Genomic DNA, 25,029 nt, shown 5'->3' with positions numbered 1-25,029 from the left:
CGGACCGTCAGCTGACGGTCCGCCCTCAGGCGTGGGAAAGGCTTTCAGCGCACCGGATCGGCGGGAACGTCAGGACGCGGGTCACCCGCGCACGTCACGTCCTCCTCCGGCAGCACGCCCTCCACCAAGTACCGGTTCACGAGCTCGTCGACGACCTCGTTGTCGTCGAAGGCATACGTCTCGTGGCCGCCGGAGTCGGCGACCGTGATCATCCGGTGCCCCAGCCGCTTCGCCATGAGGGCGCCGCCCTCGTAGCAGCTCCACGAGTCGTGGTCGTTCTGCACGACAAGCCCTGCCGGATAACCGGATCGGGCCACTGGAACCACCGGCTCCGCGTGCTTCCACGTCGCGAAAGTGCCGACCCACGGCTGTGCGCGCATCACGCCGAAGCCGTAGGGGTACTTGTCGCGATACTCGCGCATGTCCGCGTAGTAGAGCTCGAGATCCGTCGGCCACTCGGTCTCCAGCGTCACGGCCTCCAGCACCGCTTCCCGCAGACCGCCCATGGTGGACCCGGGACGCCACACGCTCTGCCCGGCGAGCAGTGCCTCGGCCGCGGCCTGGTCGTCGTTCGACGTGGCCTTGCCGAGGTCCACCACGAGCCGGGCGAGGTCGTCCCACTGGGCCCGATGCGGTGCCAGCACACCGATGCGCTGGTCGAGCAACGTGCGCAGCAGCGCGTTGGGCGTGAACGCGGCGAGCTTCGCGGCGATGTCCTCGACCGAGGCGACCACGGCTTCGGCACCGACCCCGAGGCCGTAGGTGTTGCTCCGCGCACCGGTCCACGCCGCCCAGGCGTCGACGCTGCTGCGGATCGCCGGCCCCTGCGACTTGAACTGCGTGCGCCAGTCCCAGTCGGGATGCTTGCACGAGTCCAGCACACTGCGGTCCAGGTGCTCCGGGAACAGCGTGCCGAACACCGCGCCGACCATGGTCCCGTACGCGTACCCGATGTAGTTGATCTTCTCCTCGCCCAGCGACTCGCGGATGAAGTCGATGTCGCGGGCGAGGTTGCGGGTGTTCACGTGCCGGCGGAGGTTGCCGCCGGCACGTGAACAGCCCTCTTCGCGTTCCTTCATGTCCGCTGCCAGCAACGGAAACTGCTCGTCCGGCGGCCGCGAGTCGAAGTTCGCGGTCACCGGACTGGCCTCAGCGCCGAGGAACGTGGAGTCCCCCGTTCCGCGCGGGTCGAAGCCGACGAGGTCGTACACCTCGTTCAACGGGGTGCCGCGCCTCAGCTCGACCGGCATCCGCGCGCCGAACCCGTCGTCCCCGCCCGGCCCGCCGTTGAGCGCGATCAGCACTCCGCGGCGCCGAGCTGGGTCGGCAGCCGGGATTCGGCTGAGCTTCAACCTGATCCGCGCACCGTCCGGATCGGCGTGGTCGAGTGGCACCGACAGGACGGCGTGCTGCACACCGTCCGCATCAGCGGCCGACCACACCGGTAACGACGTCTCCACGATGTTTCCCCCTGATTCGGTCAGGTGAGCTTCACAAGAAGGTTGCCGGAGTGCTTGCCGCGCAACAGATCGATCAGTGCCTGCGGCGCCTTGCCGAGCCCGCCTTCGACGACGGTGTGCGGGAAGACGAACTTCCCCTCCTTCAGCCACTGGCTGAAGTGCGACTGCCACGCCCAGATCTGGTCCGGCGTGTGGTACGTCGCGAACGGGCGGATCTGGATCTGCCGCACGATCGAGTGCATGATGTCGAGCCGCGGGAACGCGCCGTCGCCGTTGCCCACCTGCCCGGACAGCGCGCCGCACAACGCGAACCGCGCGTCCTGCGCCGCCGCCTGGATGGCCGCCTCGAACGTCTCGCCGCCGACGACGTCGAAGAAGACGTCGATGCCCTCAGGTGCCAGCTTGCGCAGCTGGTCGACGATCGGGCCCTTCTTGTAGTTGAAGGCGGCGTCGAAGCCGAGCTCGTTCACCAGGTAGTCGATCTTCTTCTGGCTGCCGGCGGAACCGATGACGGTCTTGGCGCCCATGCACTTGGCGATCTGCCCGGCGAGCGAGCCGACGCCACCGGCGGCACCGGAGACGAACACCGTGTCGCCTTCCTTCACCTGCGCGATGTCCACGATGCCGTGGTACGCGGTGGGGCCCTGGGTCAGGTAGTGCTGCGGCGTCGGGAACATCGTCGGGTCGAGCTTCCAGAACGACTGCGCGGGACCAACGGCGTACTCGTTCCAGCCGTTCATGCCCTCGACGTCGTCGCCGACCTTCAGGTCTGGGCTGTTGGACTTGACGACCTTGCCGACCGCGAAGCCCCACAGGGGCTCGCCGACCTTGTACGTCGGCATCGGCAGGTCCGCGTCTTCCCTCATCAGGTCCTGCATCACCGCGGTGACCTGCAGGTAGTCGTAGCGCACCACGACCTCGCCGTCACCCGGTTCCCGCACGGGGGCCTTGACGACGTCGAAATTGGCTTTGGTAACGACATCCGTCACGTGGGCGGCGAGTCGCACCTCCCGGGCCTTGGCGGGAATCGCCTCGGTAGCCATGCGGAGGACCTCCGTTGTTCGGAATCGGTTTGGCCCCAGCCTCGGACACCGCGCTAGAGCCGCCCTCAAGCCGCTCGTCGCCGGAGGTCAGGAGGCTTGAGCGACCTGCTTCGCCTGGCCGTCGCGGTGGATCGTGCGCGACCGGGTGAGCAGCTCGCCGTCCACTCGGACGAGCACGTCCTCGATGAAGAACGTCGGCTCGAACGTCACCGCGCCCTCGGCGTCCGTGCGGGTGACGAGCGAGCAGTACGTGACGTTGAGGGTGTTCTCGTCGACCTCGTCGACCAGGTAGTGGTCGTTCCAGTGCCGCACGGCGACACCCGCGTAGCGCGGCAGCGCGTGCTTGGCGCCGGCGATCATCGCCGCACGCCCCTCGATCTTCTCGCCGCGGTGCGCGTGGTCGGTCACGCCGTCCTCGGTGAACGTGTTCGCGTAGCCCTCGACGTCCAGTGCGTCGAGCAGCCGCATCTGCCGGGCGTAGAACGTCAGGACCTCGATGTAGACGGACACGGCGATGACTCCCATTCCGTTGGCGGGCAACGACATGACGATGCACGTTCGTTCTCGAAAACACCTCGATCCCCGCTTCCACCCCGGTTCGACCTCACGTTGAGGCCGCGTCGGCACGCTCGACGGCACCGGTCGTGCACGCGCACAAGGAGGTCTCATGTCCGAGGAAGTTCCCGACGTCAGCAAGTCGGTCACGGTGCACGCCTCGATCGAGCAGGCGTTCGCGATCTTCGCGGAGAAGCCGCTCGAGTGGTGGCCGCCGACGCACGTGTTCGTGAAGGACCGGCAGTCGATCACCATCGAGCCTCGGGTCGGCGGCCGTTACTACGAGACGGGCGCGGACGGCGAGGAGATCGCCTGGGGCACGATCACCGAGTGGAACCCGCCGAAGCGCCTGGTGATGACGTGGCGCGTCGGCCCTGGCTGGCGGCCGATCTTCGACGACGTGAAGGCGAGCTTCATCGAGGTCGACTTCGTGGCCGTCGACGAGAACACCACCGAGGTTCGGCTGACACACGCGCAGCTGCACCGGCACGGTGAGATCGCCGGGCAGATCCACTCCGCTCTGGACGGCCCCAGCCCTGGCGAGACGCTGGAGCAGTTCGCGGACGTGGTGCGCGAACACGCTGCCTGAGAAACGCTTTCAGGGCCGCCCCTTCAGCGAGGGGGCGGCCCTGATGCGTTGCGGTCAGGCAGCTTGGGACCTGACCTCGATCGCCAGCTCCACGTCGTACAGCCGGCCCAGCTGCTTCACCAGCTGCGTGACAGGGCGGTCCGGTGGGAGCGCGAGCACGACGTCGAGCCGGGACACCCCGGCGCGTTCGGTCGGGTCGAGACTCAGCGACTCGACGACGACGCCCCGGCTGGCGAACAGCACGACGACCCTGGCGAGCGCGCCGGGATCGTTGCGCAGCGACAACGACAGCGAATGTCTGTTCATCTCATTCCTCGTCGAAGAGGGGACGAATGCCCCGTGCGGCCATGATCTCGTCGTTCCCGGTTCCCGCGGCCACCATCGGCCACACCTGGGCGTCCTGCCCGACCACGAAGTCGACCACCACCGGGCGGTCGCGCACCGTCATCGCCTCGGTGATCACACCGTCCACATCGGACCGATCGGTGCATCGGAACCCCGCGCAGCCCAGCGCCTCCGCGAGTTTCACGAAGTCCGGCACGCGGTTGTGCGTGTGCAGCCGCGTGTTGGAGTAACGCCCTTCGTAGAACAGGGTCTGCCACTGCCGGACCATGCCGAGGTTGCCGTTGTTGATGATCGCGACCTTGATCGGGATGCCCTCGATGGCACAGGTCACGAGCTCCTGGTTGGTCATCTGGAAGCAGCCGTCACCGTCGATCGCCCACACCGTGCGGTCCGGTGCGCCGACCTGCGCGCCCATCGCGGCCGGCACCGCGAACCCCATCGTGCCCAGGCCGCCGGAGTTGATGAACGAGCCGGGCCGCTCGTACTTCACGTACTGCGCGGCCCACATCTGGTGCTGGCCGACGCCCGAGGTGTAGATCGCCTCCGGGCCGGCGAGGGTGCTCAGCCGTTCGATCACGTACTGCGGGGCGAGCGCGCCGTCCGCGGGCCAGTCGTAGCCGAGCGGGTAGGTCGTCCGCAGCCCGTTGAGGTAGTCCCACCACGGGGTGAGGTCGGGGATCGTGGTGACCACCGCGTTGAGTGCGGTGATCACGTCGTGGCAGTCGCCGACGATCGGCACGTCGGCGAGGCGGTTCTTGGAGATCTCCGCCGGGTCGATGTCCGCGTGCACCACCGCGGCGTCCGGCGCGAAGTGGGGCAGCGAGCCCGTCACCCGGTCGTCGAAGCGGGTCCCCAGTGCGATCAGCAGGTCGGCCCGCTGCAACGCGGCGACGGCGGGCACGGTGCCGTGCATGCCGGGCATCCCCAGGTGCTGCGGGTGCGAGTCGGGGAACGCGCCGCGGGCCATCAGCGTGGTGACGACCGGGATCCCGGTGCGGGTGGCCAGTTTCAGCAACGCGTGGGCGGCGCCGGAGCGGATCACCCCGCCGCCGACGTAGAACACCGGCCGGCGCGAGGTCGCGACCAGCTGGGCGGCCTTGCGGACCTGAACCGGTGACACGACGGGATGAGGGGTTCGGTTCCCCGGAGCCGCCGGCACGTACCTCACCGGTGCGGACTGCACGTCCTTGGGCAGGTCCACCAGCACCGGGCCCGGCCGGCCCTCGGCGGCGATCGCGAACGCCTCCGTGATCGCCGCCGGGATGTCCGCGGGATCGGTCACCTGGAAGCTGTGCTTGGTGATCGGCAGGGTGATGCTGCGGATGTCCGCCTCCTGGAAGGCGTCGGTGCCGATCACCGAACGGGCGACCTGTCCGGTCACCGCGACGATCGGCACCGAGTCCATGTAGGCGTCCGCGAGGGGCGTGACGAGGTTGGTGGCCCCCGGTCCGGACGTCGCCATGCAGACGCCCACCCGCCCGGTCGCCGACGCGTACCCCTGCGCGGCGTGCCCGGCGCCCTGCTCGTGCCGCACCAGCACGTGCCGGATCTTCACCGAGTCCAGCAACGGGTCGTAGGCGGGCAGGATCGCCCCGCCGGGCATCCCGAAGATCACCTCGCAGCCGACGTCCTCGAGCGCTTTGATCAACGCACCTGCGCCTGTGGTATCCACGATGTGAGCTCCCGGAAGGGGTTCAGCCTGCGAGCTGGCGCTCCAGCTGGCGAGGGGACAACGGCTCGTCGAGGGACGGCTCGGAGCTCAGGATCGCCCGCTGCAGCTGACGCAGCCTTTCGGACGGCTCGAGCCCCAGCTCCTCGATCAGCGTGTCCCGCAGCGACTGGTAGGCCTCCAGCGACTTCCACTGCCGGCCCGCCCGGTAGAGCGCGAGCATGTACTGCGCGCACAGGTTCTCGTGCATCGGGTGCTGCGCGGTGAGCACCGACAGCTCGCTGAGCAACGACTGGTGCTTGCCCAGGCGCAGGTCCGCCTCGATGCGCGTCTCGAGCACGCCGAGCCGGCACTCCTGCAACCGGGTGACCTCCATGCTGAGCCGCACGCCGATCTGCACGTCGACCAGCACCGGCCCGCGCCACACCTCGGCGGCCGAGCGGAGCAGGCGCGAGGCGGACTCGAGGTCGTTGACCTCGTACGCCCGCTGCCCCGCGGTCGAGAGCCGCTCGAAGCTGCGCACGTCGACGCTCTCCGGCGGCACGTCCAGCAGGTATCCCCCGTACCTGGTGACGAGCACCTTCTTCGCGACACCGGGACCGTCGTCGGGCATGGCCGTGGCGATGCGGCGGCGCACCTGCAGCACGTATGTCTGCAACGTCGTGAGCGCGCTTCTCGGCGGTGTCATCCCCCAGAGTTCCTCGATCAGCGTCGGCACGGTCACGACGTGTCCGGCGTGCAGCCCCAGCAGTGACAGCACCTGACGCGGCTTGACCGCGCTCGGCGCGATCGAGACACCGTTCTCCCGTACCTCCAGCGGGCCCAGAACCTTGATCTCCATTGGATCCTCCCCTGATCGACGGCGGTCCTACTTGGTTGTGCCATCAAGTTCACCTGAGCCGGGCTATCGAACGCCACGTATCCCGCCACGAGTGCGAGATGGCCATCTACTACGGCGGGCATGAGATATTCACAGGTCCAAACGAACCCAAACCAATTCGTCCGGTAATCGGCCGAACACGCTGGGTAAGAGTTCCGGGAAATACTCGTCCTTCTGTGTGAAATCGGCTCGGCCCGGGTCTTCAGGTCAGGTTTCTGCACCGATACAGTTGCCGACGCGAGCATGCTTCGGCTGTCTACCATTCGACCATGGGCGCGCCGGTATGCCGATGTCGCGGAGAGGCACGCCCATTGGGGGAACGTTGAATGCCGCACACGCAATACCCAGATACCGCGCGGTCGTCATCGCAGTGTTCGCCGGGGCCTGCCTGACCGACCTCGGCCGCCTCGTGTTACAGACACGTGACATGGCCGAATTGGTGGTGCTGGCCATTGATTTGGCACTGCTGCTCGCACTGCAGCTGACATATTTCCGGGAACTCGGCACCACCGCCAGGAACGTCACCCTGGCCGCTCAGGTGCTGCTCCTGCTGGCCCCGCTCGTGCTGGGTCACGCCTGGGCCGCGGCGGCCGGCCTGGTCGCCGGCAACGCACTGCTCGTCCTGCCCCCGTGGGCTGGCTGGCCGACCTTCGCGGCGACAGTGCTGGTCACAGGCCTGTCCAACGGAGCGTCACCGGGCGAGGCAGCGGTGGCCGCCGCAGCCACCGGCCTGCTCCTGGCCTACCTCGGCACACCTCGGCCTGTTCCGGACGCGCCCGACACACCCGACGCGCCCGACCTTCCGGTCGCCGCGAGCAAGATCCACACCGCCGTCGCCGCCGAACGCATGCGCGTCGCCCGCGACCTGCACGACCTGCTCGGCTACAGCCTCAGCGCCATCAAGCTCAAGAGCGAGCTCGCGCACCGGATCGTCGGCGAACAGCCGGAGACCGCGAAGCAGCAGCTCAGCGAAATCCTGGACATCACCCACCACGCCCTGGCCGACGTGCGCTCACTGGCCCGCGCCTACCGTCCGCTCTCCCTCGCCGACACCTCCGACTCGGCGAAGGCGATGCTGGCCGCGTCGAACATCGACGTCCGCGTCGAACTCGACCACGACCCGCTGCCCGAACCGGTGGAGTCGGTGCTCGCCGCCGTCCTGTGCGAGGCCGTGACCAACGTATTGCGCCACAGCGACGCCAGCAGTTGCACGATCGGTGTGCGCCAGCGCGGCAGCACCGTCCTGCTCGACGTCATCAACGACGGCGCCCGCGCCCGCCCCGCCTCGGCCGACTGCAACGGCGTCCGCAACCAGGCCGAGCGGGTGCAGGCGGCGGGCGGCACGTTCAGCGCCCGCCTTGTGGACGACGGCACGTTCCACGTGCACGCCACGATCCCGGCACCGTCCCCGCGCTCCTGATCGCACGCCCCACAGCACCAATATATTAGCTCGCAATATATTGGTTCGCCGCCGCGATATATCGCCTATGTCGACGTATCCAGCCCAAGCCGATCTTGCCCCACCGCGCTGACCTGCAGCTTAGCAATGACTCTTTGGACTTCGTCGTCAAAAGACCTGTTGCAAAGGCCGGCGAAGGGCGGCGCGACGACCGGGGCGGCGGCCCGGAAACGGCGGCCCGGAAACGGCGGCCCGGAAACGGCGGTCTAGAACCAGCCGGACTTGCGGGCGATGCGGACGGCGTCGACCCGGTTGCGCGCGTCGAGCTTGGCCGTCGCGGCGGTGAGGTAGTTGCGGACGGTGCCGACCGACAGGAACAGCGTCGTGGCGATCTCCATGGCGTCGGCGCCGTCGGAGGCCAGCCGGAGCACCTCCAGCTCGCGAGGGGTGAGCGGGCATTCGTCGGTGTCCCACGCCGAGAGCGCCAGCTGCGAGTCGATCACTCTGCGGCCGACCGAGACACCGCGGATCGCGTCCGCGAGCTCGCCGACCGGAGCGTCCTTGAGAATGAAGCCGTTGACGCGGGCGTTGAGCGCGCGGCGCAGAGTGCCCGGCCGGCCGAGGCTGGTGAGAATGAGCGTGCGGGTCTCCGGAGCGGTTTCGTTGATCACGGTCGCCGCGGAAAGTCCGTCCATGCCGGGGAGGTCGATGTCGAGGACCGCAACGTCCGGTTTGTTCTTGGCGACCGCAGCGATGATTTCGTCACCGTTCGCGATCGAGGCGACGACCTCAATGTCCGGTTCGAGATCCAACAAAGCCACCAACGCGCCCCGGACCATTTGCACGTCCTCGGCGAGTAGTACTCTGATCATCTCGGCCCCCCGCTAATCCCCCAGTCAGTATTTCGAGTTTTACACTGGGCGACCAAGCAGGACAAGGATTTGAGCCTCGGGCGCATTACGTTACTCCGAATGCGCTATGAGCAATTAACATCGCCAATCAAGTGCTTACGGCGCGTCACCGGTCCTCTACGCATAGGGAGACCTGGGAGCGCTACCGGGTCTCGCCCCACCGCTCCAGCAATTCGAGACCGCCGTCGACCGTAATCACCTGTCCCTGGATCCACCCGGCTTCATCCGTGCAGAGAAGTGCAACTGCGTCGCCGATGTCCTGGGGCAGCGTGACCCTGCCGGACGGGCTCTTCACGGTGAGCCGGTCGACCAGTTCCGGGTCGACGTTCATCGGGCCGTTGTCGACGACGGTGGTGACGACGGCGTTGACCGCCACCCGGTACCAGGCCATCTCGAGCGCCAGCGTCCGGATCACACCGTGCACCGGTGTCACCGTGTAACCGGCGATGACCACCCGTCCGCCGTCCACGAACGCCTTGGCGAGGGGCTCCACGATGTTGAGCAACGGCGTGAGGTCCGGCGACACGGCGTGGTGCACGAACATGTCCAGCCGCCCGCGCTGCTCCTTGATCTGGTCGAACAGGAGCCGCACCGAGTGCTCGTCGTGGATGTCCAACTGTGTCACGGCCATCGAGCCGGGCCTGCCCGCGAGCACCGTCTTCGCACGCTCGATGTCGACGTCGTCGTCGGAGGTCGTGAGGATGACATGGGCGCCGCTGTCGCAGAGCTTGCTCGCGATGGCGAGACCGAGCCCGTGCGTTCCCGACGTGACCAGAGCGATCTTTCCGTCGAGTCCCAGGCGCGTGTTGACCGGTTCGATCATGATGCTGACCACCTCGTTGTCCGCGTGGTGATCGACGTTGCGCCCGGTCGCTAGGGGGGAACTCGACTACTTCTTGCGCAAACCCTCCAGAACACGCAGGATCGCGCGCTCGACCTCACGCCCGGTGCGCTTCGGGTCGGACGAGCTGGCGATCGTGCTGGCCCCCGCGGACAGTGCCCCGAACAGCAGCCGGGCCATGATCTCCACGGGCGCTTCCTCGATCTCTCCCGCGTCCACGAGCAACTGCACGGCCGTGCGCAGCAGACCGAAGCTGAACTGCTCCTCCGCCTCCCGCCAGCGTTCCCAGCCCATCACCACCGGCGCTTCGTGGACGATGATCCGCTGGTACTCCGGCTCCAGGCACTTGCGGACGTAGGCGCGCAGACCCGCCACCGCGGTCTCCCACGCGTCGCCCTCCCCCGTGACGACTGCGGTCAGCGACTCGATCGACCGGGTCTCGACCTGCGCGAAAGCCGCCTCGAACAACGCCTGCTTGCCGCTGAAGTGGTGGTAGAGCGCGCCTTTCGTCACGCGGGCGCGTTTGACGACCTCGTCGAGCGACGTCCCGGCGTATCCGCGCTTGGTGAACAGGTCGACGGCGCTGTCGACGAGCGCCTGCCTGGTCGACTCCGAGTACTCGGCCCGCCGTGTTCGCACGGTCGAAACGTATCTCACATACCGACGGTACGTACCGGTGGTATGGTCGTGTCATACCGAGGGTATGCGAGAAACCGGGGGTACGAGACATGGGCTGGGCAGACCACTACCGCCGTCGCGACGCGCTCGACGCCGTCCTGCGCGACGCCCGCCGCGACCCGTCCGCACCGCTGATCGTGGATCCGGACGTCTTCTCGTCGCTGCACGAACTGCTGCTGGCGCTCGACCACCGCTGGCAGAACAAGCTGACCGCGCGCATGGAGGCCGCGGCGCTGGACGGCCCGGTCGACGAGCACCTCGTCACCGCAGAACTGGCCGCGGACGAGCCGGTGTTGCGCGCGGTACTGGACGCACATCTATCGCTCGACAGTTACCGGGCGGTAGGAATGACCCCATGAGCCGTTGGACCGAAGCCGACATCCCCGACCAGACCGGCCGCACCGTCCTGGTGACGGGGGCCAACTCCGGTCTCGGCCTGCGCACCACCCAGGTGCTCGCGGGCAGGGGAGCCCACGTGATCATGGGCTGTCGCTCGGTCCAGCGAGGTCAGGCGGCACGGCAGTCGGTCGTCGGGTCGGCCGAGGTCCTCGAACTGGACCTGGCCGACCTGAGCTCCGTGCGTGCCGCTGCGGAGAAGATCGAGTCGCTGGATGTGCTGATCAACAACGCGGGCATCATGGCCGTCCCGTACGGCAAGACCGTCGACGGCTTCGAGCGCCAGTTCGGCACCAACCACCTGGGCCACGCCGCTCTGACGTGGCTGCTGCTGCCCGCCTTGAGGCAACGCCCAGGCGCACGTGTCGTCACGGTCGCCTCTCTCGCGCACCAGTACGGCCGCATCGACTTCGACGACCCGAACTGGGAGCACCGCTCGTACGGTTACCGCAGTTCCTACGGCATGTCGAAGCTCGCCAACATACTGTTCGCACGCGAGCTGGACCGGCGCGCATCGGACGTGACGTCCATCGCCGCACATCCCGGCGTCACGGTCACAGACCTGACCAACAACATGGCCAGCGCGCACAACTCCCTGCTGCTGCGGCTCGGCGGCCGGATCAGCCACCTGTTCTCGCAGTCCGTCGAGATGGGCGCGCTGCCGCAGCTCTACGCGGCGACGTCCCCCGACGCGCGCGGTGGCCAGTACTACGGACCGGACAGCTTCAACGGCATGCGCGGCTACCCGACCGTCGCACGGATGACCGCCGCCGCCCGTGACGACCTCGCCGCGAACCGCCTGTGGGAGCTCACGATCAAGCTGACCGGGATCACGCCGGACCTGCCTTGACTGGGCCGACGCCCTCACCGAGGGGGGAGTGGGGAAGGCGCCGGCCGGCCCGGTCGTCACCTCCGGGCAAGGAGCCATCTTCGTTCGTCACGTTTCTTCATGTTCGACGCAACGTCCGTGAACAACAGATCGTGAACAACGAATGCTCGACCAGAAGCCGGTTTCTGGCACTTATCCTCGGCGAGACGTGCGTGACGCCGGACACGCGAGGGCGCAGCGTAGGGTGGGGTCGTGACTGTGGTACCTGAGGGTCGGAAGCTGCTGCGGCTCGAGGTCCGCAACAGCCAGACGCCGATCGAGAAGAAGCCCTCGTGGATCAAGACGCGGGCGAAGATGGGCCCCGAGTACCGGGAGCTCAAGGGTCTGGTCAAGCGCGAGGGCCTGCACACGGTCTGCGAAGAGGCCGGCTGCCCCAACATCTACGAGTGCTGGGAAGACCGCGAGGCCACGTTCCTGATCGGCGGCGAGCAGTGCACCAGGCGCTGCGACTTCTGCCAGATCGACACGGGCAAGCCCGCCGACCTCGACCGCGACGAGCCCCGCCGCGTCGCCGAGTCGGTCCAGGCGATGGGCCTGCGCTACTCCACCGTCACCGGCGTCGCGCGCGACGACCTTCCGGACGGCGGCGCGTGGCTCTACGCCGAGACCGTCCGCCAGATCCACGAGATGAACCCCGGCACGGGCGTCGAGCTGCTGATCCCGGACTTCAACGCGGTCCCGGAACAGCTCAACGAGGTCTTCGAGTCCCGCCCCGAGGTGCTCGCGCACAACCTGGAGACCGTGCCGCGGATCTTCAAGCGCATCCGCCCGGCGTTCACCTACGAGCGCTCCCTCGAGGTCATCACCAAGGCCCGCGAGTTCGGCCTGGTGACCAAGTCGAACCTGATCCTCGGCATGGGCGAGACCCCCGACGAGGTCACGGAGGCGCTCGCCGACCTCTTCGACGCGGGCTGCGACATCATCACGATCACGCAGTACCTGCGCCCCTCGCCGCGGCACCACCCGGTCGAGCGCTGGGTGAAGCCCGAGGAGTTCGTCGTGCACAAGGAGACGGCCGAGAAGATCGGCTTCCTCGGCGTCATGGCGGGCCCGCTGGTCCGCTCCTCCTACCGCGCCGGCCGCCTGTACGCGCAGGCGAAGCAGGCCCGCGGCGAGGAGCTGCCGGAGAACCTCCAGCACCTGCTCACGGTGTCCGCCTCGCAGGAGATCACCAGCCTGCTCGCCCCGCGCTAGTCACGCGTCGGCGACCCGCACGAGCAGTTCCGCCGCCAGCCCCAGCAGCTGGCGTTCGGTCGGCGTGAGAGCGCGTTCGAGTGCGCCGGACAGCCAGCGTTCCCGGCTGCCGGTGTACTCGCGCAGCACGTCGACACCGGCGGGCGTGATGGTGATCAGGTGCCGCCGCCCGTCCCGCGGGTCCGGGGTGCGGGTGACGAGTCCTCGTTCGGTGAGGCCGGCGAGGATCCTGGTCAGCGACTGCGGCTGGATGCGCTCGGCGTCGGCCAGTTCCTTCGGGGTGTGGGTGCCGGCGCGGAGCAGCCTGCTCAGCACGGCCAGCACCGCAGGGCCGGGACTGTCGCTGTCGGACTCGGACCGCATGCGCCAGTTCAGCCGTCCGACGCCTTCCCGGACCACCCGTGCGAGGTGCGCCAGGTCGGCGTCGGACTGTATGGGTGCTGCGTCGGCCATGGCGTCACATTAGAGGTTGTCGCCGTTCACCAGCCGCGCGTAGTGGCCGTTGCGCGCCAGCAGTTCCTCGTGCTTGCCGCGCTCGACGATCTGCCCCTCGTGCAGCACGACGATCTGGTCCGCACGCTCCACAGTGGACAGCCGGTGCGCGATCACCAGCGTGGTCCTGCCCTCCGCCAGGCGGTCGAGCTCGGCCTGCACCGCGCGTTCGGTGCGGGTGTCGAGCGCGCTTGTCGCCTCGTCGAGGATGAGCACCGGCGGGTTGCGCAGCAGGACGCGGGCGATGGCGATGCGTTGTTTCTCGCCACCGGAGAAGCGATGACCTCGTTGTCCCACCACGGTGTCGTAGCCGTCCGGCAGCTTGGCGATCGTGTCGTGGATGTGCGCGGTCCGCGCCGCGGCTTCCAGTTCGGCGTCGGTGGCGCCGGGTTTCGCGAACCGGAGGTTCTCCCGCACGGTGTCGTGGAAGAGGTACGTCTCCTGCGTGACCATGCCGACGCCCGCGGCGAGCGACTCCAGCGTCACGTCCCTGATGTCCGTGCCGTCGACGCACACCCGGCCTTCCGTCACCTCGTACAGGCGTGCCACCAGGTAGGCCAGCGTCGTCTTCCCCGACCCGGTCGAGCCGACCAGCGCGGTCGTGGTGCCCGCCGCCACCTCGAGGTCGATGTCCCGCAACGTCCACGGCCCGTCTTCGTAGCGGAAGGACACCCCGCGCAACTCCAGCGCCCCGCCGCGCAGCCGCAGCTCCCGCGCGCCCGGCCGGTCCTCGATCTCCACCGGCAGGTCCAGCACCTCGAAGATGCGCGCGAACAACGCCTTCGACGTCGCCACGTTCTGGCCGACCGACTGCATCGCGGTGGCCGGTCCGACCAGCCGGTTCATCATGCTGGTGAACGCGACGACCGTGCCCAGTGAGATCGGCGTGGCTCCTCCGGCCAGCAGCAGCCCGGCGCCCCAGTACACGAGCGCGGGGATCACGGTGAGGCTCATCGCGCGTGACGCGGTCTGCCAGCGTCCTGCCATCGCGGCGGTGCGCTCCAGCGAGGCGATCTCCCTGGACTCCACCCCGAACCTGTCCCGCATCGTCTTCTCGTTGCCCATCGTCTTCGCCAGCAGCACGCCGCTGACCGACAGGGACTCCTCGACCAGGGTCGTCAGCCTCGCCATCCGGTGGGTGCGACCGCGGGCGAGCGACCGGCGTTTCTTTCCCAGCCTGAGGGTGAAGAGCAGGAACACCGGGACGAGCACCAGGCACAGCAGAGCGAGCTGCCAGTCGAGCACCAGGATGGCCGTCGCGATCGCGAGCGCCGTGGTCGCGTTCTGCACGACCGACCCGGCCGTCGTGGTGATCACGTTGTCGACCCCGCCGATGTCGTTGAACACCCGCGACAACACCTCGCCGCTCTTCGTCCTGGTGTAGAAGGCGAGCGACATGCACTGCAACCTGCCGTACACCGACACCCGCAGGTCGTTCATCACCCGCTGACCGATGGTGTTCGACAGCCCGGTCGTCACGACGCCGAGCGACGCGCTGCCGACCGAGGCCACGATCATCCCGACGGCCAGCAGGCTCACCAGGAACGGATCCCGGCGGGGAAGCGCGTCGTCGAGGATCGCGCGCAGCAGGAACGGCGCGACGACGCCGAGCCCGGCCTGCACCACCAGCAGCCCGCACAACCCGGCGAGCGCGGCACGGTGCGGCCGGAACAGCCCGGCGATCCTGCGCAACGGCACGACTGGATCAGCCCCGGCATCGGTCTCCACGAGGACTGGCCGAGCACGCACCCCAGAAGTCATACGCCTATGTTTACTACATACGGCCAGCTGTCCCCTGATTCTTCAGCATTCACTACACCTACGCGTAGTATATCCTCAATCGCGCGAACCGATATATCAGCTACTCGAACTGATATATCGGTTTGGCGCAACTCGCTGACCTGCTGCTTAGCAATGAGACTTTGGACTTCGTCCGCAAAAGACTCATTGCTAAGGCGAGTCCTGCGTGCGATGCGGCGGATCCACTCGGTGACGATGGGTCGCGTCGCGGGCGTGGCGTGGATCCACCGCTCGCCCCGGCTGACGGCGTACCGGACGACCAGCCAGCGGTCGTCGGGGCAGTCGATGATGCTGACGAACGACTCCGAACGCCGCCGCCGTCCGTACCAGTCGCGCCTCGCCGCGTAGAGCTTCGCGGCGCCGGTGCGCGGGCGTTGCATCAGCTCGACCAGCGCCCGTGAGCTCGGTGCTTCCTCGGCTCGGGCGTTGATCGAGGCACCGCGGCCGAGCGGGAGCGGCGGCAGGTGCGAGGCGAGCGTGTCGGACGGGTCGCCGTGCAGGGCCTGGATCCGCACGTAGCCGTTGTCCCGGAGCGCGAAAACGCGGTGTCGCCCGGCACAGTGGCGGCGATGACCGGCAGGGGTGTCCTCGCGGTTGAAGGCGATCCAGCCGAAGCACTCGAAGTCCGCGAACGCGAGCACCCGCAGCGCTTCCAGGGTGTCGTCGACCCGCACGCCCTCTCTGTGCAGCGCCTCCTCCCCGCTTGTGCAAAAGACGTTGCGGTCGTCCGCAAACGTCTTTTGCACAACTAATATATTGGTGACGCTGACCTGGGTAAACGGCGGATCAGCTGAAGCGGATGTCGCTCGCGTTCACACCGTCGAGCTCACGCACGAAGTCGGCGCCGAACGCGCTCGACGGCGTGTGCGAGCCGGGCGCGACGCCGTTGATCTTGCCGATGGCGCGCAGCACGGAGTCGGCGGTGAGGCTGTAGGCGTTCGGGGTGGTGATCGCGCACTCGACCTTGGTCTTGGCGTCCCAGGCCTCGCCGAACACCTCGGCCCTGGTGTTGGCGCGCTTGCGCTCGTCGGGTCCCTTGACCTTGCCGGCGACGGTCTTGGCGACGTTCTGCACGAGCGGCGTCTGCAGCACGGGCGCGAACACCTGCTGCAGCTGGCCGAGCACGCCGGGAACGGTGGTGAACGTCGTGATGTTCGGGATGCCGGTCGAACGGTATGCAGTCGACACATCGCCCCACGGGATACTGCCCACCTCGCGCGGACCGGAGCGGAAGTAGGCGGTGCGGCGGCGATGTCCGATGCGGACGCTCTTCAGCTCGCCGTCCTCGCGGATGCGGCCACCGACGGCGGCGGCCTCGACGGACGTCTTGGTGGTGCCCGCGCTCGCCCCTCCCCCGACGACGAACGCGAGGTCGAGGTGCGTGGCGGTGGGCAGCGCGCTGGACAGGATCGCGGCGAGGCAGTCGGTCGGGACGACGTCGAACCCGGCGCCGGGCAACAGCACGATGCCGGTCTTGCGCGCGTCGATGTCACGTTGGCCGATCGACTCGAAGACGTCGATCTCGCCGGTGATGTCCAGGTAGTGCGTGCGGGTCTCGAGGCAGGCGTCGACCATCGCCGCCGAGGTGTGGGCGAACGGGCCGGCGCAGTGCACGACGGCGTCGACGTCCTCCAGGTGGGCCTTCGCCTCACCGAGGTCGAACGCCCGGTGCTCGAGGCCCAGAGCGTCCGCGATCGGCTCGACCTTCTCCTTCGAGCGACCCGCGAGGATCGGCCGTTCGCCGCGCTTGACCGCGAGCTCCGCGATGAGGCGTCCGGTGTAGCCGTTGGCGCCGTAGACCATCCACGTCATGCCGCGACCTTACCGGCGAGTAGCGTTGCGGGAAGAGACCAAAGAGCCGATCAGCAGTAGTGCACCCACCGCGATCACGGGCAACGCCCAGAGCAGTCTGCGATGCCTCAAATCGGCGCAGATGTCCACATAGGCCGGACTGACCGCGGAGACCGCCGGCTCGTCGAATCCGAAGCCCAGACCGTTGCCGCACGGGACGAGCGACCCGCTGGGCGCTTCGACGGCCAGCATCACCAACAAGATCGCACCTCCACCGAGCAGGAACGCGAGACCGACCACGACGGCGAAGGTGCGCACTGACATGGAACAAAAGTTACGTCTCAAATGGACTCGGGGATAGCCCTGGTCAGCCGCATTGGGGTTGATCCCCTAATCCCCCGCTGAACGGTTCGGGGCGCTTGTATGCGTTATGCAACAAGGAATGAGTAGCGCTGCTCCACTCGGCCGTTGCGCGGATGCGGCGCCGGGTCGCCGACCTTGATCCATCCGAGGCGCTCGTACAGGCGTACGCCACGCGTGTTGTCGACGTAGACCAACAACTCCGCGGCCGTGTACCCGCGCTCGCTCAACGCATCCGGCAACGCGCGCAGCAGTGCCTCGCCGACGCGCCTGCCCCACGCGTCGGGGTGCACGCCGACGTAGTTGATGTACGCCGTTCCGGTCTCTTGTGGACCGCCGGCCAGAAAGCCCACCGCCGCACCGTCTTCGACCGCCAGCAGCAACAGCGAAGGTTCGTTCGCGAGTGCCTTCTCGATGCCGGGACGTGCCTCCTCAAGAGACGGAACCGCGTCGTAACCGTCTCTGACGGTCACCGCGTGCGCCCAGATGAGCGCGGCCGTGTCGACGTGGTCCCGTCCCCCTCGGATGATCTCCATGAGGACCAGCCTAAGTCAGCCCCTCAGCACGACCGGAAGGGTTTTCGAGCTGGCCATGATGTCGTTGTCGGTGACCTTCGGCTGCTCGTCGCCGGAGTAGGTGGTGCGCGGGAACCGGCGGGTGAGCTCGCGCAGCACGATCTCGGTCTCCAGGCGCGCGAGCACCGACCCGAGGCAGAAGTGCGGTCCGTGCCCGAACGCCACGTGCGCCGTCGTGGAGCGGTCGATCCGGTACTGCGAGGCGTCCTCGTGGGCGACCGGGCACCGTCCCGCGGAGCCGAGGTTGATCAGCAGCAGCGTGTTCTCCGGCACCGCGACGCCGTCGATCTCCAGCGCCTCCGTGGTGATGCGGTGCGTGGCGTTGCGGACCGGCGAGTTGTGCCGCAGCGTCTCCTCGACGAGCAGCGGCACGAGGTCCGGGTCGGCGGCGGCCTTCTCCCACAGTTCGTTGTCCAACGCGTCGTGCACGACGTTCGTGATGAGCGCGGCCGTGGTCTCGTGGCCCGCGATGACGAGCAGGAAGGCCATCGCCATGAGCTCGTCGTTGGTGAGGTGGTCGCCGTTGTCGTCGGCCTTGACCATCGCGCCGAACAGCGAGCCCTCGTCGAGCTCGTCGCCCGTCAGCAGGCCGTGGAAATAACCGGCGAGGGCGCCGCTCGCCGGCAGCGACACCTCGGGATCCATCGACATCAGCGACTCGATCAACGTGCGCACTTGGGCGCCGTCCTTGGCGGGCACGCCGAGAACCTCACCGATGACGCGCATGGGCATCGGCACGGCCAGTGCCTCGACGAGGTCGATCTCCTCGCCGACCGGCAGCCCGTCCAGGAGGTCCGCGGCGATCTCCTCGATGCGGGGTGCGAGCCGCTGCACCGCTTCGGCGTTGAACGCCTTGACGGCGAGCCCGCGCAACCGTGCGTGCTTCGGGTTGTCGCTGTTGAGCATGCTCGGCCCGAACAGCCCGCCGAGCTCCGTCGAGCTGCCTTGTTCCGCCAGCTGTCGCTGGAACTCCCGTTCGAGCGCGGCGCTGTCCTTCGACAAACGCTTGTCCGCCAGGAGCTTGCGTGTGAGCTCGAGCCCCACTGTGACCACCTTGACGCGCACACCGTCAGGCCGTGTCGCGTCGTGCAATGGTCCTGCTGCTCGTGCGTCGTCCTCGATCCGATGATGCTCCCGCGCGCGCAACTCGCCGCCGGCCAACCCGTCAGACATGGCTCTGCCCCCTCAGAAGAGTCCCCCAGATCGTTTCTACCCTGATCCAGGCGGAGGTCAACCAGCCGTCCCGATCACTGGAGCGCGTCGAGCACCTTGATCGTCTCGACCGCGGGCATCCTCGGCGGCGGCGCGGCAATCGCCTTGCGCCCGTGCACCCACCCCGGCAGATGATGCTGCAACGCCGCCCGCCCCTCCGGCGTGATGTCGACGGGAGCGGCCATCCCGTGGTCCATGGCCCGATCCGGCCGCTCCCACGTGATCCAGTGACGCCGCTGCAGGATCTCCAGGTCCTCGGCGTCCCACTGCTTGGCTGGCCGGTGCTCCAGGTACCAGCTGGTGGCCCCGCGGTGCACGCCACCCTGCTCGGCCAGGGCGAGCAGCTTGATCTGCTCCTGCGTGACGGTGGTGGGAACGGGCTTCGCGGCCTTGCCCTTGCGCTTCACAGGTAGTCGTCCTTAGGAGGAGGCGGGCCCAAACGTCCCCGACAACTCGTACAAAATACGGCACCACCCCGGCCCGTTCCAGATCGTGACCGGTGTTCCCACGGCCACTCACGGTGATCGCCCACCTCTCGAGGGGACCTTGTGCCACGGTCAACGCGTGAGCAAGCCCATCGCGGCCGGAGAGGGGCTCGTGCACGCCGAGTACCACACATTCCTGGTGTCGGACGCCGGCGCGTTCATGTCCGTACCTCGGGCGACCACCAACGGACTCGTCGTGACCACGCCGGGAGTCGCTTTCATCCGAACAGGAATCCACACCGGCAACGTCTGGATCCGAGGCGAGGTCCACCGCGAGGCACCGGCTATCGACGTCGGCGCCTGGGAGGAGGTGGTGGAAATCAGTCTGGAAGCCACCACGGAGGGCCACGTGGTCGTCAGCGGCCTCGGCAGCGACGGTCCTGAGAACGTGCCGTCGACCTGACAACCAGCGAACCGGTGGAGTTCTACCTGGTCCAGAGCTGGCCAGCCCCGCCAGCCGCAGAAGTGGCCCACAAACACACAGATGCCTACGGAGCCGATCGACGGCAACGATCACGCTGACCCATGCATCCCGCAACCACTCCGCCGTCGACCGGACCGCATACTCGGCCGACGTCAGCCGCCGGAACAGCGATCAGCAACAAGGCAACGAAGAAAACCCCAGGAGCATCGGACCATGACATCTCCGTACACGGTGTCGATTCGGCAGACTGACGAACGCGACGCCACGGCGCTGGCGACCTTGCGGCGAGCGTGGTCAGAAGAACAGGCAGGACATCCGATCGAGGACGATCTCTTCGAGGAAGACTTCGCTCAGTGGTACGCCGCGGAAGCGCCACGCCGGACGACGTTCGTGGCCGAGCTCGACGGCGAAGCCATCGGCATGATGAACCTCGCCCTGTTCGAACGGATGCCCAAACCAGGACGGCCAGCCAGCCGATGGGCCTACTTGGGCAACGCGTTCGTGCTCACCGCTCACCGCAACCGCGGCATCGGAACCACCCTGCTCGATGCAGCCATCGCGCACGCCCGCGACCGGCGCTGCGCCCGGATCGTCCTGTCGCCGAGTGACCGCTCAGTGCCGTTCTACCGACGAGCCGGCTTCGGCCCGGCCACCATGCTCCTCGCGCACGTCCTGGACAGCTGACCAAGGGGCCATGGGCTGGCCAGTGGGCTTAGTCGAAGCCCTTTCACACCAGCCACGCTGGGTCGGAACCAACCGCACCGTGGGGGGCTTGGGGGGCTCGGCCCCCCAACATGACAACGGCCGACCCGGCGAAAGTGGCGAAGCCGCTGAGCAGGGTCGGCCAGAGGCCGTGGGCGCGACAGGGATCGAACCTGCGACCGCTCGGGTGTAAACCGAGTGCTCTTCCGCTGAGCTACACGCCCCAACCCGCGCGCCAAGCGCACGGGGTACAGCTACATCATGCCGTAAGCGACGCCACGGCCTTCTTCCAGGCGTCCTGATCCCGGGCCTCACCCGGAGCGTTCACCTCAGCGAACCGCACCACACCGGAGACATCGATCAGGAACGTCCCCCGCAGCGCCATCCCCGCAGTCGAGTTGAACACGCCGTACGCCTGCGCGACAGCCCCGTGCGGCCAGAAGTCGGACAGCAGCGGGAACCCGAAGCCCTCCTGGTTCGCCCACGCCTTCAGGGCGAACGGGGTGTCCACCGACACGCCCAGCACCTGGACGCCCTCGTCCTCGTACGCCGAGAGCTCGTCGCGCAGCTGGCACAGCTCGCCACTGCAGATGCCGCTGAACGCGAACGGGTAGAAGACCAGGAGCACGTTCTTCGTGCCGCGGAACGACGACAGCGTCACAGGCTGCTTGTTGTAGTCGTTGAGCGTGAAGTCCGGTGCTTCGGAACCGACGACCGCCATGCAAGACCCCTCGAAAGGTTGACCAGGACGAACCCACGGGCGAGACGAACCACCCGTGGATCAACCCTATGTCAGCCGAAAGAGGCTCAGCGCTTGACCTTGGCGGACTTCGGCCACACCAGACGGGTGCCGGCCCAGTCGTCCGCCACGCTGATGTTCGACGTCTGCGAGAGGCCCGCGGTGGGCACGGCCTCCGCGATGTCCGAAGGCTCCACGTGGCCGGGGCGGCCGGTCTTCGGGGTGAGAACCCAGATCACGCCGTCCTCGGCGAGCACGCCGGTTGCTTCGAGCAGAGCGTCGACCAGGTCACCGTCGTCCTCCCGCCACCAGAGCAGCACGATGCTCACGGTCTCGTCGGCGTCCTCGTCGAGGATGTCACCGCCGATCTGCTCTTCGACGGCGGCACGGAGGTTGTCGTCGACATCCTCGTCCCAGCCGAGCTCCTGGACGACCATGCCTGATTCGATCCCGAGCTTCTCGGCGACGCCGATCTTGCCGGCGTCTTCCGCGGCGACCACGGTTTTCACTCCTCCAACTACGCAAGAGCGACAGCCCTAAGACTGCCGCCAGAGTCCGTTACTCGGGCTAGCGAACACTGTCAGCTACCTCCGGCGCAACTGTTGACCACGTGACACGCCGTAACAGGGACCCCTGTGGAGATCCCTAGACTGGCATGAGGCACGCTCTACATACCTCTTATCGCGCGCGCGTGAGCGACACGATCCAGAACTACCGATCAGTAGCGGTGACGAAGTCGTCGCGCAAGGACAACGATAGGAGCGCGTGGCACGGTCTGCCGAGCCAGCGCGAGTACCGCCAACGAAGCCGAGGAGACACCTTGAGCCCGCAGAACACCGGCCCCGAGCGGGTACGTGTCATTCGTGACGGCATGGCCGCGCACCTGCCGGACATCGACCCCGAAGAGACGTCCGAGTGGCTCGAGTCGTTCGACGAGGTGCTCAAGGGTGGCGGTCAGCAGCGGGCCCGGTACCTGATGCTGCGTCTGCTGGAGCGTGCGCGTGAGAACCACGTCGGCATGCCCTCGCTGACCAGCACGGACTACGTCAACACCATCCCCACCGAGCGGGAGCCGTGGTTCCCCGGTGACGAGGAGGTGGAGCGCCGCTACCGCGCGTGGATCCGCTGGAACGCCGCGATGACGGTGCACCGCGCGCAGCGGCCCGGTGTTGGTGTCGGTGGCCACATTTCGACGTACGCGTCCAGCGCGTCGCTCTACGAGGTCGGCTTCAACCACTTCTTCCGCGGCAAGAACCACCCCGGCGGCGGCGACCAGATCTTCGTCCAGGGCCACGCCTCCCCCGGCATTTACGCGCGCGCCTACCTCGAGGGCCGGCTGAGCGAGCACCAGCTCGACGGCTTCCGCCAGGAGTACTCGCACGCCGGTCCGGGTGGCGGCCTGCCGTCGTACCCGCACCCGCGCCTGATGCCGGACTTCTGGGAGTTCCCCACGGTCTCCATGGGCATCGGCCCGATGAACGCGATCTACCAGGCGCGCTTCAACCGCTACCTGCGCGACCGCGGCTTCAAGGACACGACCGACCAGCACGTGTGGGCGTTCCTCGGCGACGGCGAGATGGACGAGCCGGAGTCGCGCGGCCTGCTGCAGCTCGCCGCGAACGAGCAGCTCGACAACCTCACGTTCGTCGTCAACTGCAACCTGCAGCGCCTCGACGGGCCGGTGCGCGGCAACGGCAAGATCATCCAGGAGCTGGAGTCGTTCTTCCGCGGCGCCGGCTGGAACGTCATCAAGGTCGTCTGGGGCCGCGAGTGGGACGCGCTGCTGCACGCCGACCGCGACGGCGCGCTCGTCAACCTGATGAACGCCACGCCCGACGGTGACTACCAGACCTACAAGGCGAACGACGGCGCGTACATCAAGGAGCACTTCTTCGGCCGCGACCCGCGGACGAAGGCTCTCGTCGACGCGATGAGCGACGACGAGGTGTGGAACCTCAAGCGCGGCGGCCACGACTACCGCAAGGTCTACGCGGCCTACAAGGCGGCGACCGAGACCGTCGGCCAGCCGACCGTCATCCTCGCCAAGACGATCAAGGGTTACTCGCTCGGCAAGCACTTCGCGGCGCGCAACGCGACGCACCAGATGAAGAAGATGACCCTGGACGACCTCAAGGGCTTCCGGGACAGCCTGCGCATCCCGATCTCCGACGAGGTGCTCGAGAAGGACCCGTACCTGCCGCCGTACTACCACCCCGGGCAGGACTCCGCGGAGATCCAGTACATGCTGGAGCGCCGCCGTCAGCTGGGTGGTTTCGTGCCGGAGCGCCGCACGAAGTCCAAGGCCCTCGTGCTGCCGGGCGACAAGGTGTACGACGGCATCAAGCGCGGTTCGGGCAAGCAGGAGGTCGCCACGACGATGGCGTTCGTCCGCCTCGTCCGCGACCTCGCGAAGGACCCGGAGATCGGCCCGCGCATCGTCCCGATCATCCCGGACGAGGCACGGACGTTCGGCATGGACTCCATGTTCCCGACGCAGAAGATCTACAACCCGAACGGCCAGGCGTACACCTCGGTGGACGCCAACCTGATGCTCGCCTACAAGGAGTCCGAGCAGGGCCAGATCCTGCACGAGGGCATCAACGAGGCGGGTTCTACGGCATCGTTCACGGCGGTCGGCACGTCCTACGCGACGCAGGGCGAGCCGATGATCCCGATCTACATCTTCTACTCGATGTTCGGCTTCCAGCGCACGGGCGACGGCCTGTGGGCGGCGGCGGACCAGATGGCGCGCGGCTTCGTGCTCGGCGCCACCGCGGGCCGCACCACGCTGACCGGTGAGGGCCTGCAGCACGCCGACGGCCACTCGCTGCTGCTCGCGCACACGAACCCGGCCGTGATCTCGTACGACCCGGCGTGGTCGTTCGAGGTGGCGCACATCGTCAAGGACGGTCTGCGCAGGATGTACGGCGAGAACGCCGAGAACGTCTTCTACTACATGACGGTCTACAACGAGCCGTACGTGCAGCCGGCCGAGCCCGAGGGCCTGGACGTGGAGGGCCTCCTGCGGGGCCTCTACCGCTACCAGGAGGGCCCGCAGACCGGTGGGCCGCGTGCCCAGATCCTCGGCTCCGGCGTGGGCCTCCCGTGGGCGCTCAAGGCCCAGAAGCTGCTCGCTGAAGAGTGGGGCGTCTCCGCGGACGTGTGGTCCGCCACGTCGTACTCGGAGCTGCGCCGCGACGCCGTCGACACCGACCGCCACAACCTGCTGCACCCGGACGCCGAGCCGCGCGTGCCGTACGTCACCCAGGTGCTGCAGGACGTGCAGGGCCCGGTCGTCGCCGTGTCCGACTGGGCGTCGGCGATCCCGGACCTGATCCGGCCGTACGTCCCGACCGACATGACGACCCTGGGCACCGACGGCTTCGGCTTCTCCGACACCCGCCCGGCCGCCCGCCGCCACTTCCTGGTGGACGCGGAGTCCGTCGTCGTCGCCACGCTGGCCGCCCTGGCCAAGCGCGGCGAGGTCGAGCAGGCCAAGGTCGTCGAGGCGGCCCGCAAGTACCGCATCGACGACGTGCAGGCGGCGGGGCCGTCCACGGGCGACGCGGGCCTGGCGTAAGCACCAGAACCCTCTGAAGG

Annotated in this window: 26 protein-coding genes, 1 tRNA gene and 1 pseudogene; 8 read left to right on the top strand and 20 right to left on the bottom strand. The window is 68.0% G+C overall.

From position 1 onward, the window contains the following. Positions 1-44: 44 nt before the first annotated feature. The 3 genes from UK23_RS00330 to UK23_RS00320 all read right to left on the bottom strand — a co-directional run bounded on the left by UK23_RS00330 (position 45) and on the right by UK23_RS00320 (position 3,049). Positions 45-1,460, bottom strand: a complete 1,416-nt coding sequence (locus UK23_RS00330) for an alpha/beta fold hydrolase (RefSeq protein WP_196777550.1) — start codon at positions 1,458-1,460, stop codon at positions 45-47. Between the two features lie 20 nt (positions 1,461-1,480). Next, positions 1,481-2,503 carry an MDR family NADP-dependent oxidoreductase gene (locus UK23_RS00325; RefSeq protein WP_045309264.1) on the bottom strand — a complete coding sequence of 341 codons (1,023 nt, stop codon included), beginning with the start codon at positions 2,501-2,503 and terminating at the stop codon, positions 1,481-1,483. An 87-nt stretch (positions 2,504-2,590) separates the two neighbouring features. Continuing rightward, positions 2,591-3,049 carry a nuclear transport factor 2 family protein gene (locus tag UK23_RS00320; protein WP_196777549.1) on the bottom strand — a complete coding sequence of 153 codons (459 nt, stop codon included), beginning with the start codon at positions 3,047-3,049 and terminating at the stop codon, positions 2,591-2,593. A gap of 121 nt (positions 3,050-3,170) precedes the next feature. Between UK23_RS00320 and UK23_RS00315 the strand changes: the two genes are divergently transcribed. Continuing rightward, the gene (locus tag UK23_RS00315; RefSeq protein WP_045309263.1) at positions 3,171-3,647 is read left to right on the top strand and encodes an SRPBCC domain-containing protein; all 477 of its coding nucleotides are present in this window, start codon (positions 3,171-3,173) and stop codon (positions 3,645-3,647) included. Positions 3,648-3,701: 54 nt separating this feature from the next. Here the strand turns inward: UK23_RS00315 and UK23_RS00310 are convergent, their stop codons facing one another. From UK23_RS00310 to UK23_RS00300, 3 genes and pseudogenes are all read right to left on the bottom strand, one after another. Continuing rightward, complete coding sequence (locus UK23_RS00310) at positions 3,702-3,953, bottom strand: ACT domain-containing protein (RefSeq protein WP_052684251.1); 252 nt, start codon at positions 3,951-3,953, stop codon at positions 3,702-3,704. Between the two features lies 1 nt (position 3,954). After that, positions 3,955-5,667 (bottom strand): annotated as a pseudogene (locus tag UK23_RS00305) (acetolactate synthase large subunit); the annotation flags it as partial. 19 nt (positions 5,668-5,686) lie between these two features. Next, positions 5,687-6,502 carry an AfsR/SARP family transcriptional regulator gene (locus UK23_RS00300; protein WP_045309261.1) on the bottom strand — a complete coding sequence of 272 codons (816 nt, stop codon included), beginning with the start codon at positions 6,500-6,502 and terminating at the stop codon, positions 5,687-5,689. A 466-nt stretch (positions 6,503-6,968) separates the two neighbouring features. Here UK23_RS00300 and UK23_RS00295 point away from each other — a divergent pair, with 466 nt between their 5' ends. Further along, positions 6,969-7,961 (top strand): sensor histidine kinase, encoded by a 993-nt coding sequence (locus UK23_RS00295; protein WP_196777548.1) that lies wholly within the window; start codon positions 6,969-6,971, stop codon positions 7,959-7,961. 245 nt (positions 7,962-8,206) lie between these two features. Here the strand turns inward: UK23_RS00295 and UK23_RS00290 are convergent, their stop codons facing one another. From UK23_RS00290 to UK23_RS00280, 3 genes are all read right to left on the bottom strand, one after another. Beyond that, entirely contained in the window at positions 8,207-8,812 is a 606-nt protein-coding gene (locus tag UK23_RS00290) for a response regulator transcription factor (RefSeq protein ID WP_045309260.1), read from the bottom strand. 181 nt (positions 8,813-8,993) lie between these two features. After that, positions 8,994-9,674, bottom strand: coding sequence for an SDR family NAD(P)-dependent oxidoreductase (locus UK23_RS00285; protein ID WP_045309286.1), 681 nt, complete (start codon positions 9,672-9,674; stop codon positions 8,994-8,996). A 66-nt stretch (positions 9,675-9,740) separates the two neighbouring features. Next, positions 9,741-10,331 carry a TetR/AcrR family transcriptional regulator gene (locus UK23_RS00280; protein ID WP_045309285.1) on the bottom strand — a complete coding sequence of 197 codons (591 nt, stop codon included), beginning with the start codon at positions 10,329-10,331 and terminating at the stop codon, positions 9,741-9,743. A gap of 89 nt (positions 10,332-10,420) precedes the next feature. Between UK23_RS00280 and UK23_RS00275 the strand changes: the two genes are divergently transcribed. The 3 genes from UK23_RS00275 to lipA all read left to right on the top strand — a co-directional run bounded on the left by UK23_RS00275 (position 10,421) and on the right by lipA (position 12,849). Further along, positions 10,421-10,729: a hypothetical protein gene (locus tag UK23_RS00275; RefSeq protein WP_052684248.1), complete on the top strand. Its 309-nt coding sequence runs from the start codon at positions 10,421-10,423 to the stop codon at positions 10,727-10,729. Then, a complete protein-coding gene (locus tag UK23_RS00270; RefSeq protein WP_045309284.1) occupies positions 10,726-11,616 on the top strand; it encodes an oxidoreductase in 891 nt (296 codons plus the stop codon). Before UK23_RS00275 ends, UK23_RS00270 begins: the two co-directional genes overlap by 4 nt. A 231-nt stretch (positions 11,617-11,847) precedes the next feature. Next, the gene (gene lipA, locus UK23_RS00265) at positions 11,848-12,849 is read left to right on the top strand and encodes a lipoyl synthase (protein WP_045309259.1); all 1,002 of its coding nucleotides are present in this window, start codon (positions 11,848-11,850) and stop codon (positions 12,847-12,849) included. Here lipA and UK23_RS00260 read toward each other — a convergent pair whose 3' ends face one another. The 8 genes from UK23_RS00260 to UK23_RS00225 form a co-directional block, all read right to left on the bottom strand. After that, on the bottom strand, positions 12,850-13,302 hold the full coding sequence (locus tag UK23_RS00260; protein WP_045309258.1) for a MarR family winged helix-turn-helix transcriptional regulator: 453 nt from the start codon (positions 13,300-13,302) through the stop codon (positions 12,850-12,852). Positions 13,303-13,311: 9 nt separating this feature from the next. Next, positions 13,312-15,090: an ABC transporter ATP-binding protein gene (locus UK23_RS00255; RefSeq protein ID WP_419503860.1), complete on the bottom strand. Its 1,779-nt coding sequence runs from the start codon at positions 15,088-15,090 to the stop codon at positions 13,312-13,314. An 8-nt stretch (positions 15,091-15,098) separates the two neighbouring features. Further along, on the bottom strand, positions 15,099-15,887 hold the full coding sequence (locus UK23_RS00250; RefSeq protein ID WP_045309256.1) for an ESX secretion-associated protein EspG: 789 nt from the start codon (positions 15,885-15,887) through the stop codon (positions 15,099-15,101). A 40-nt stretch (positions 15,888-15,927) separates the two neighbouring features. Next, entirely contained in the window at positions 15,928-16,953 is a 1,026-nt protein-coding gene (locus tag UK23_RS00245; protein ID WP_045309255.1) for a saccharopine dehydrogenase family protein, read from the bottom strand. Positions 16,954-16,962: 9 nt separating this feature from the next. Further along, positions 16,963-17,256, bottom strand: coding sequence for a hypothetical protein (locus UK23_RS00240; protein WP_045309254.1), 294 nt, complete (start codon positions 17,254-17,256; stop codon positions 16,963-16,965). A 104-nt stretch (positions 17,257-17,360) separates the two neighbouring features. Then, positions 17,361-17,828, bottom strand: a complete 468-nt coding sequence (locus tag UK23_RS00235) for a GNAT family N-acetyltransferase (RefSeq protein ID WP_045309253.1) — start codon at positions 17,826-17,828, stop codon at positions 17,361-17,363. A 15-nt stretch (positions 17,829-17,843) separates the two neighbouring features. Then, positions 17,844-19,040: a cytochrome P450 gene (locus tag UK23_RS00230; RefSeq protein WP_052684247.1), complete on the bottom strand. Its 1,197-nt coding sequence runs from the start codon at positions 19,038-19,040 to the stop codon at positions 17,844-17,846. A gap of 74 nt (positions 19,041-19,114) precedes the next feature. After that, on the bottom strand, positions 19,115-19,486 hold the full coding sequence (locus UK23_RS00225) for a hypothetical protein (protein ID WP_045309252.1): 372 nt from the start codon (positions 19,484-19,486) through the stop codon (positions 19,115-19,117). Positions 19,487-19,643: 157 nt separating this feature from the next. On the opposite strand from UK23_RS00225, the gene UK23_RS00220 reads away from it, so the two are divergent. After that, on the top strand, positions 19,644-19,967 hold the full coding sequence (locus tag UK23_RS00220; RefSeq protein ID WP_045309251.1) for a hypothetical protein: 324 nt from the start codon (positions 19,644-19,646) through the stop codon (positions 19,965-19,967). A 234-nt stretch (positions 19,968-20,201) separates the two neighbouring features. Then, positions 20,202-20,672 carry a GNAT family N-acetyltransferase gene (locus UK23_RS00215; RefSeq protein ID WP_045309250.1) on the top strand — a complete coding sequence of 157 codons (471 nt, stop codon included), beginning with the start codon at positions 20,202-20,204 and terminating at the stop codon, positions 20,670-20,672. Positions 20,673-20,842: 170 nt separating this feature from the next. Here UK23_RS00215 and UK23_RS00210 read toward each other — a convergent pair. The 3 genes from UK23_RS00210 to UK23_RS00200 all read right to left on the bottom strand — a co-directional run bounded on the left by UK23_RS00210 (position 20,843) and on the right by UK23_RS00200 (position 21,929). Further along, a tRNA-Val gene (locus UK23_RS00210) sits at positions 20,843-20,914 on the bottom strand. Positions 20,915-20,949: 35 nt separating this feature from the next. Continuing rightward, positions 20,950-21,411 (bottom strand): peroxiredoxin, encoded by a 462-nt coding sequence (locus tag UK23_RS00205; RefSeq protein ID WP_045309249.1) that lies wholly within the window; start codon positions 21,409-21,411, stop codon positions 20,950-20,952. Positions 21,412-21,497: 86 nt separating this feature from the next. Next, entirely contained in the window at positions 21,498-21,929 is a 432-nt protein-coding gene (locus UK23_RS00200) for a DUF3052 domain-containing protein (protein ID WP_045309248.1), read from the bottom strand. A gap of 371 nt (positions 21,930-22,300) precedes the next feature. Here UK23_RS00200 and aceE point away from each other — a divergent pair, with 371 nt between their 5' ends. Further along, on the top strand, positions 22,301-25,009 hold the full coding sequence (gene aceE, locus UK23_RS00195; RefSeq protein ID WP_082114309.1) for a pyruvate dehydrogenase (acetyl-transferring), homodimeric type: 2,709 nt from the start codon (positions 22,301-22,303) through the stop codon (positions 25,007-25,009). Positions 25,010-25,029: the final 20 nt, after the last annotated feature.

This window comes from Lentzea aerocolonigenes (assembly GCF_000955955.1).
In the GTDB taxonomy this organism is placed as follows: domain Bacteria; phylum Actinomycetota; class Actinomycetes; order Mycobacteriales; family Pseudonocardiaceae; genus Lentzea; species Lentzea aerocolonigenes_A.
This window is presented reverse-complemented; position numbering and strand designations above follow the sequence as displayed.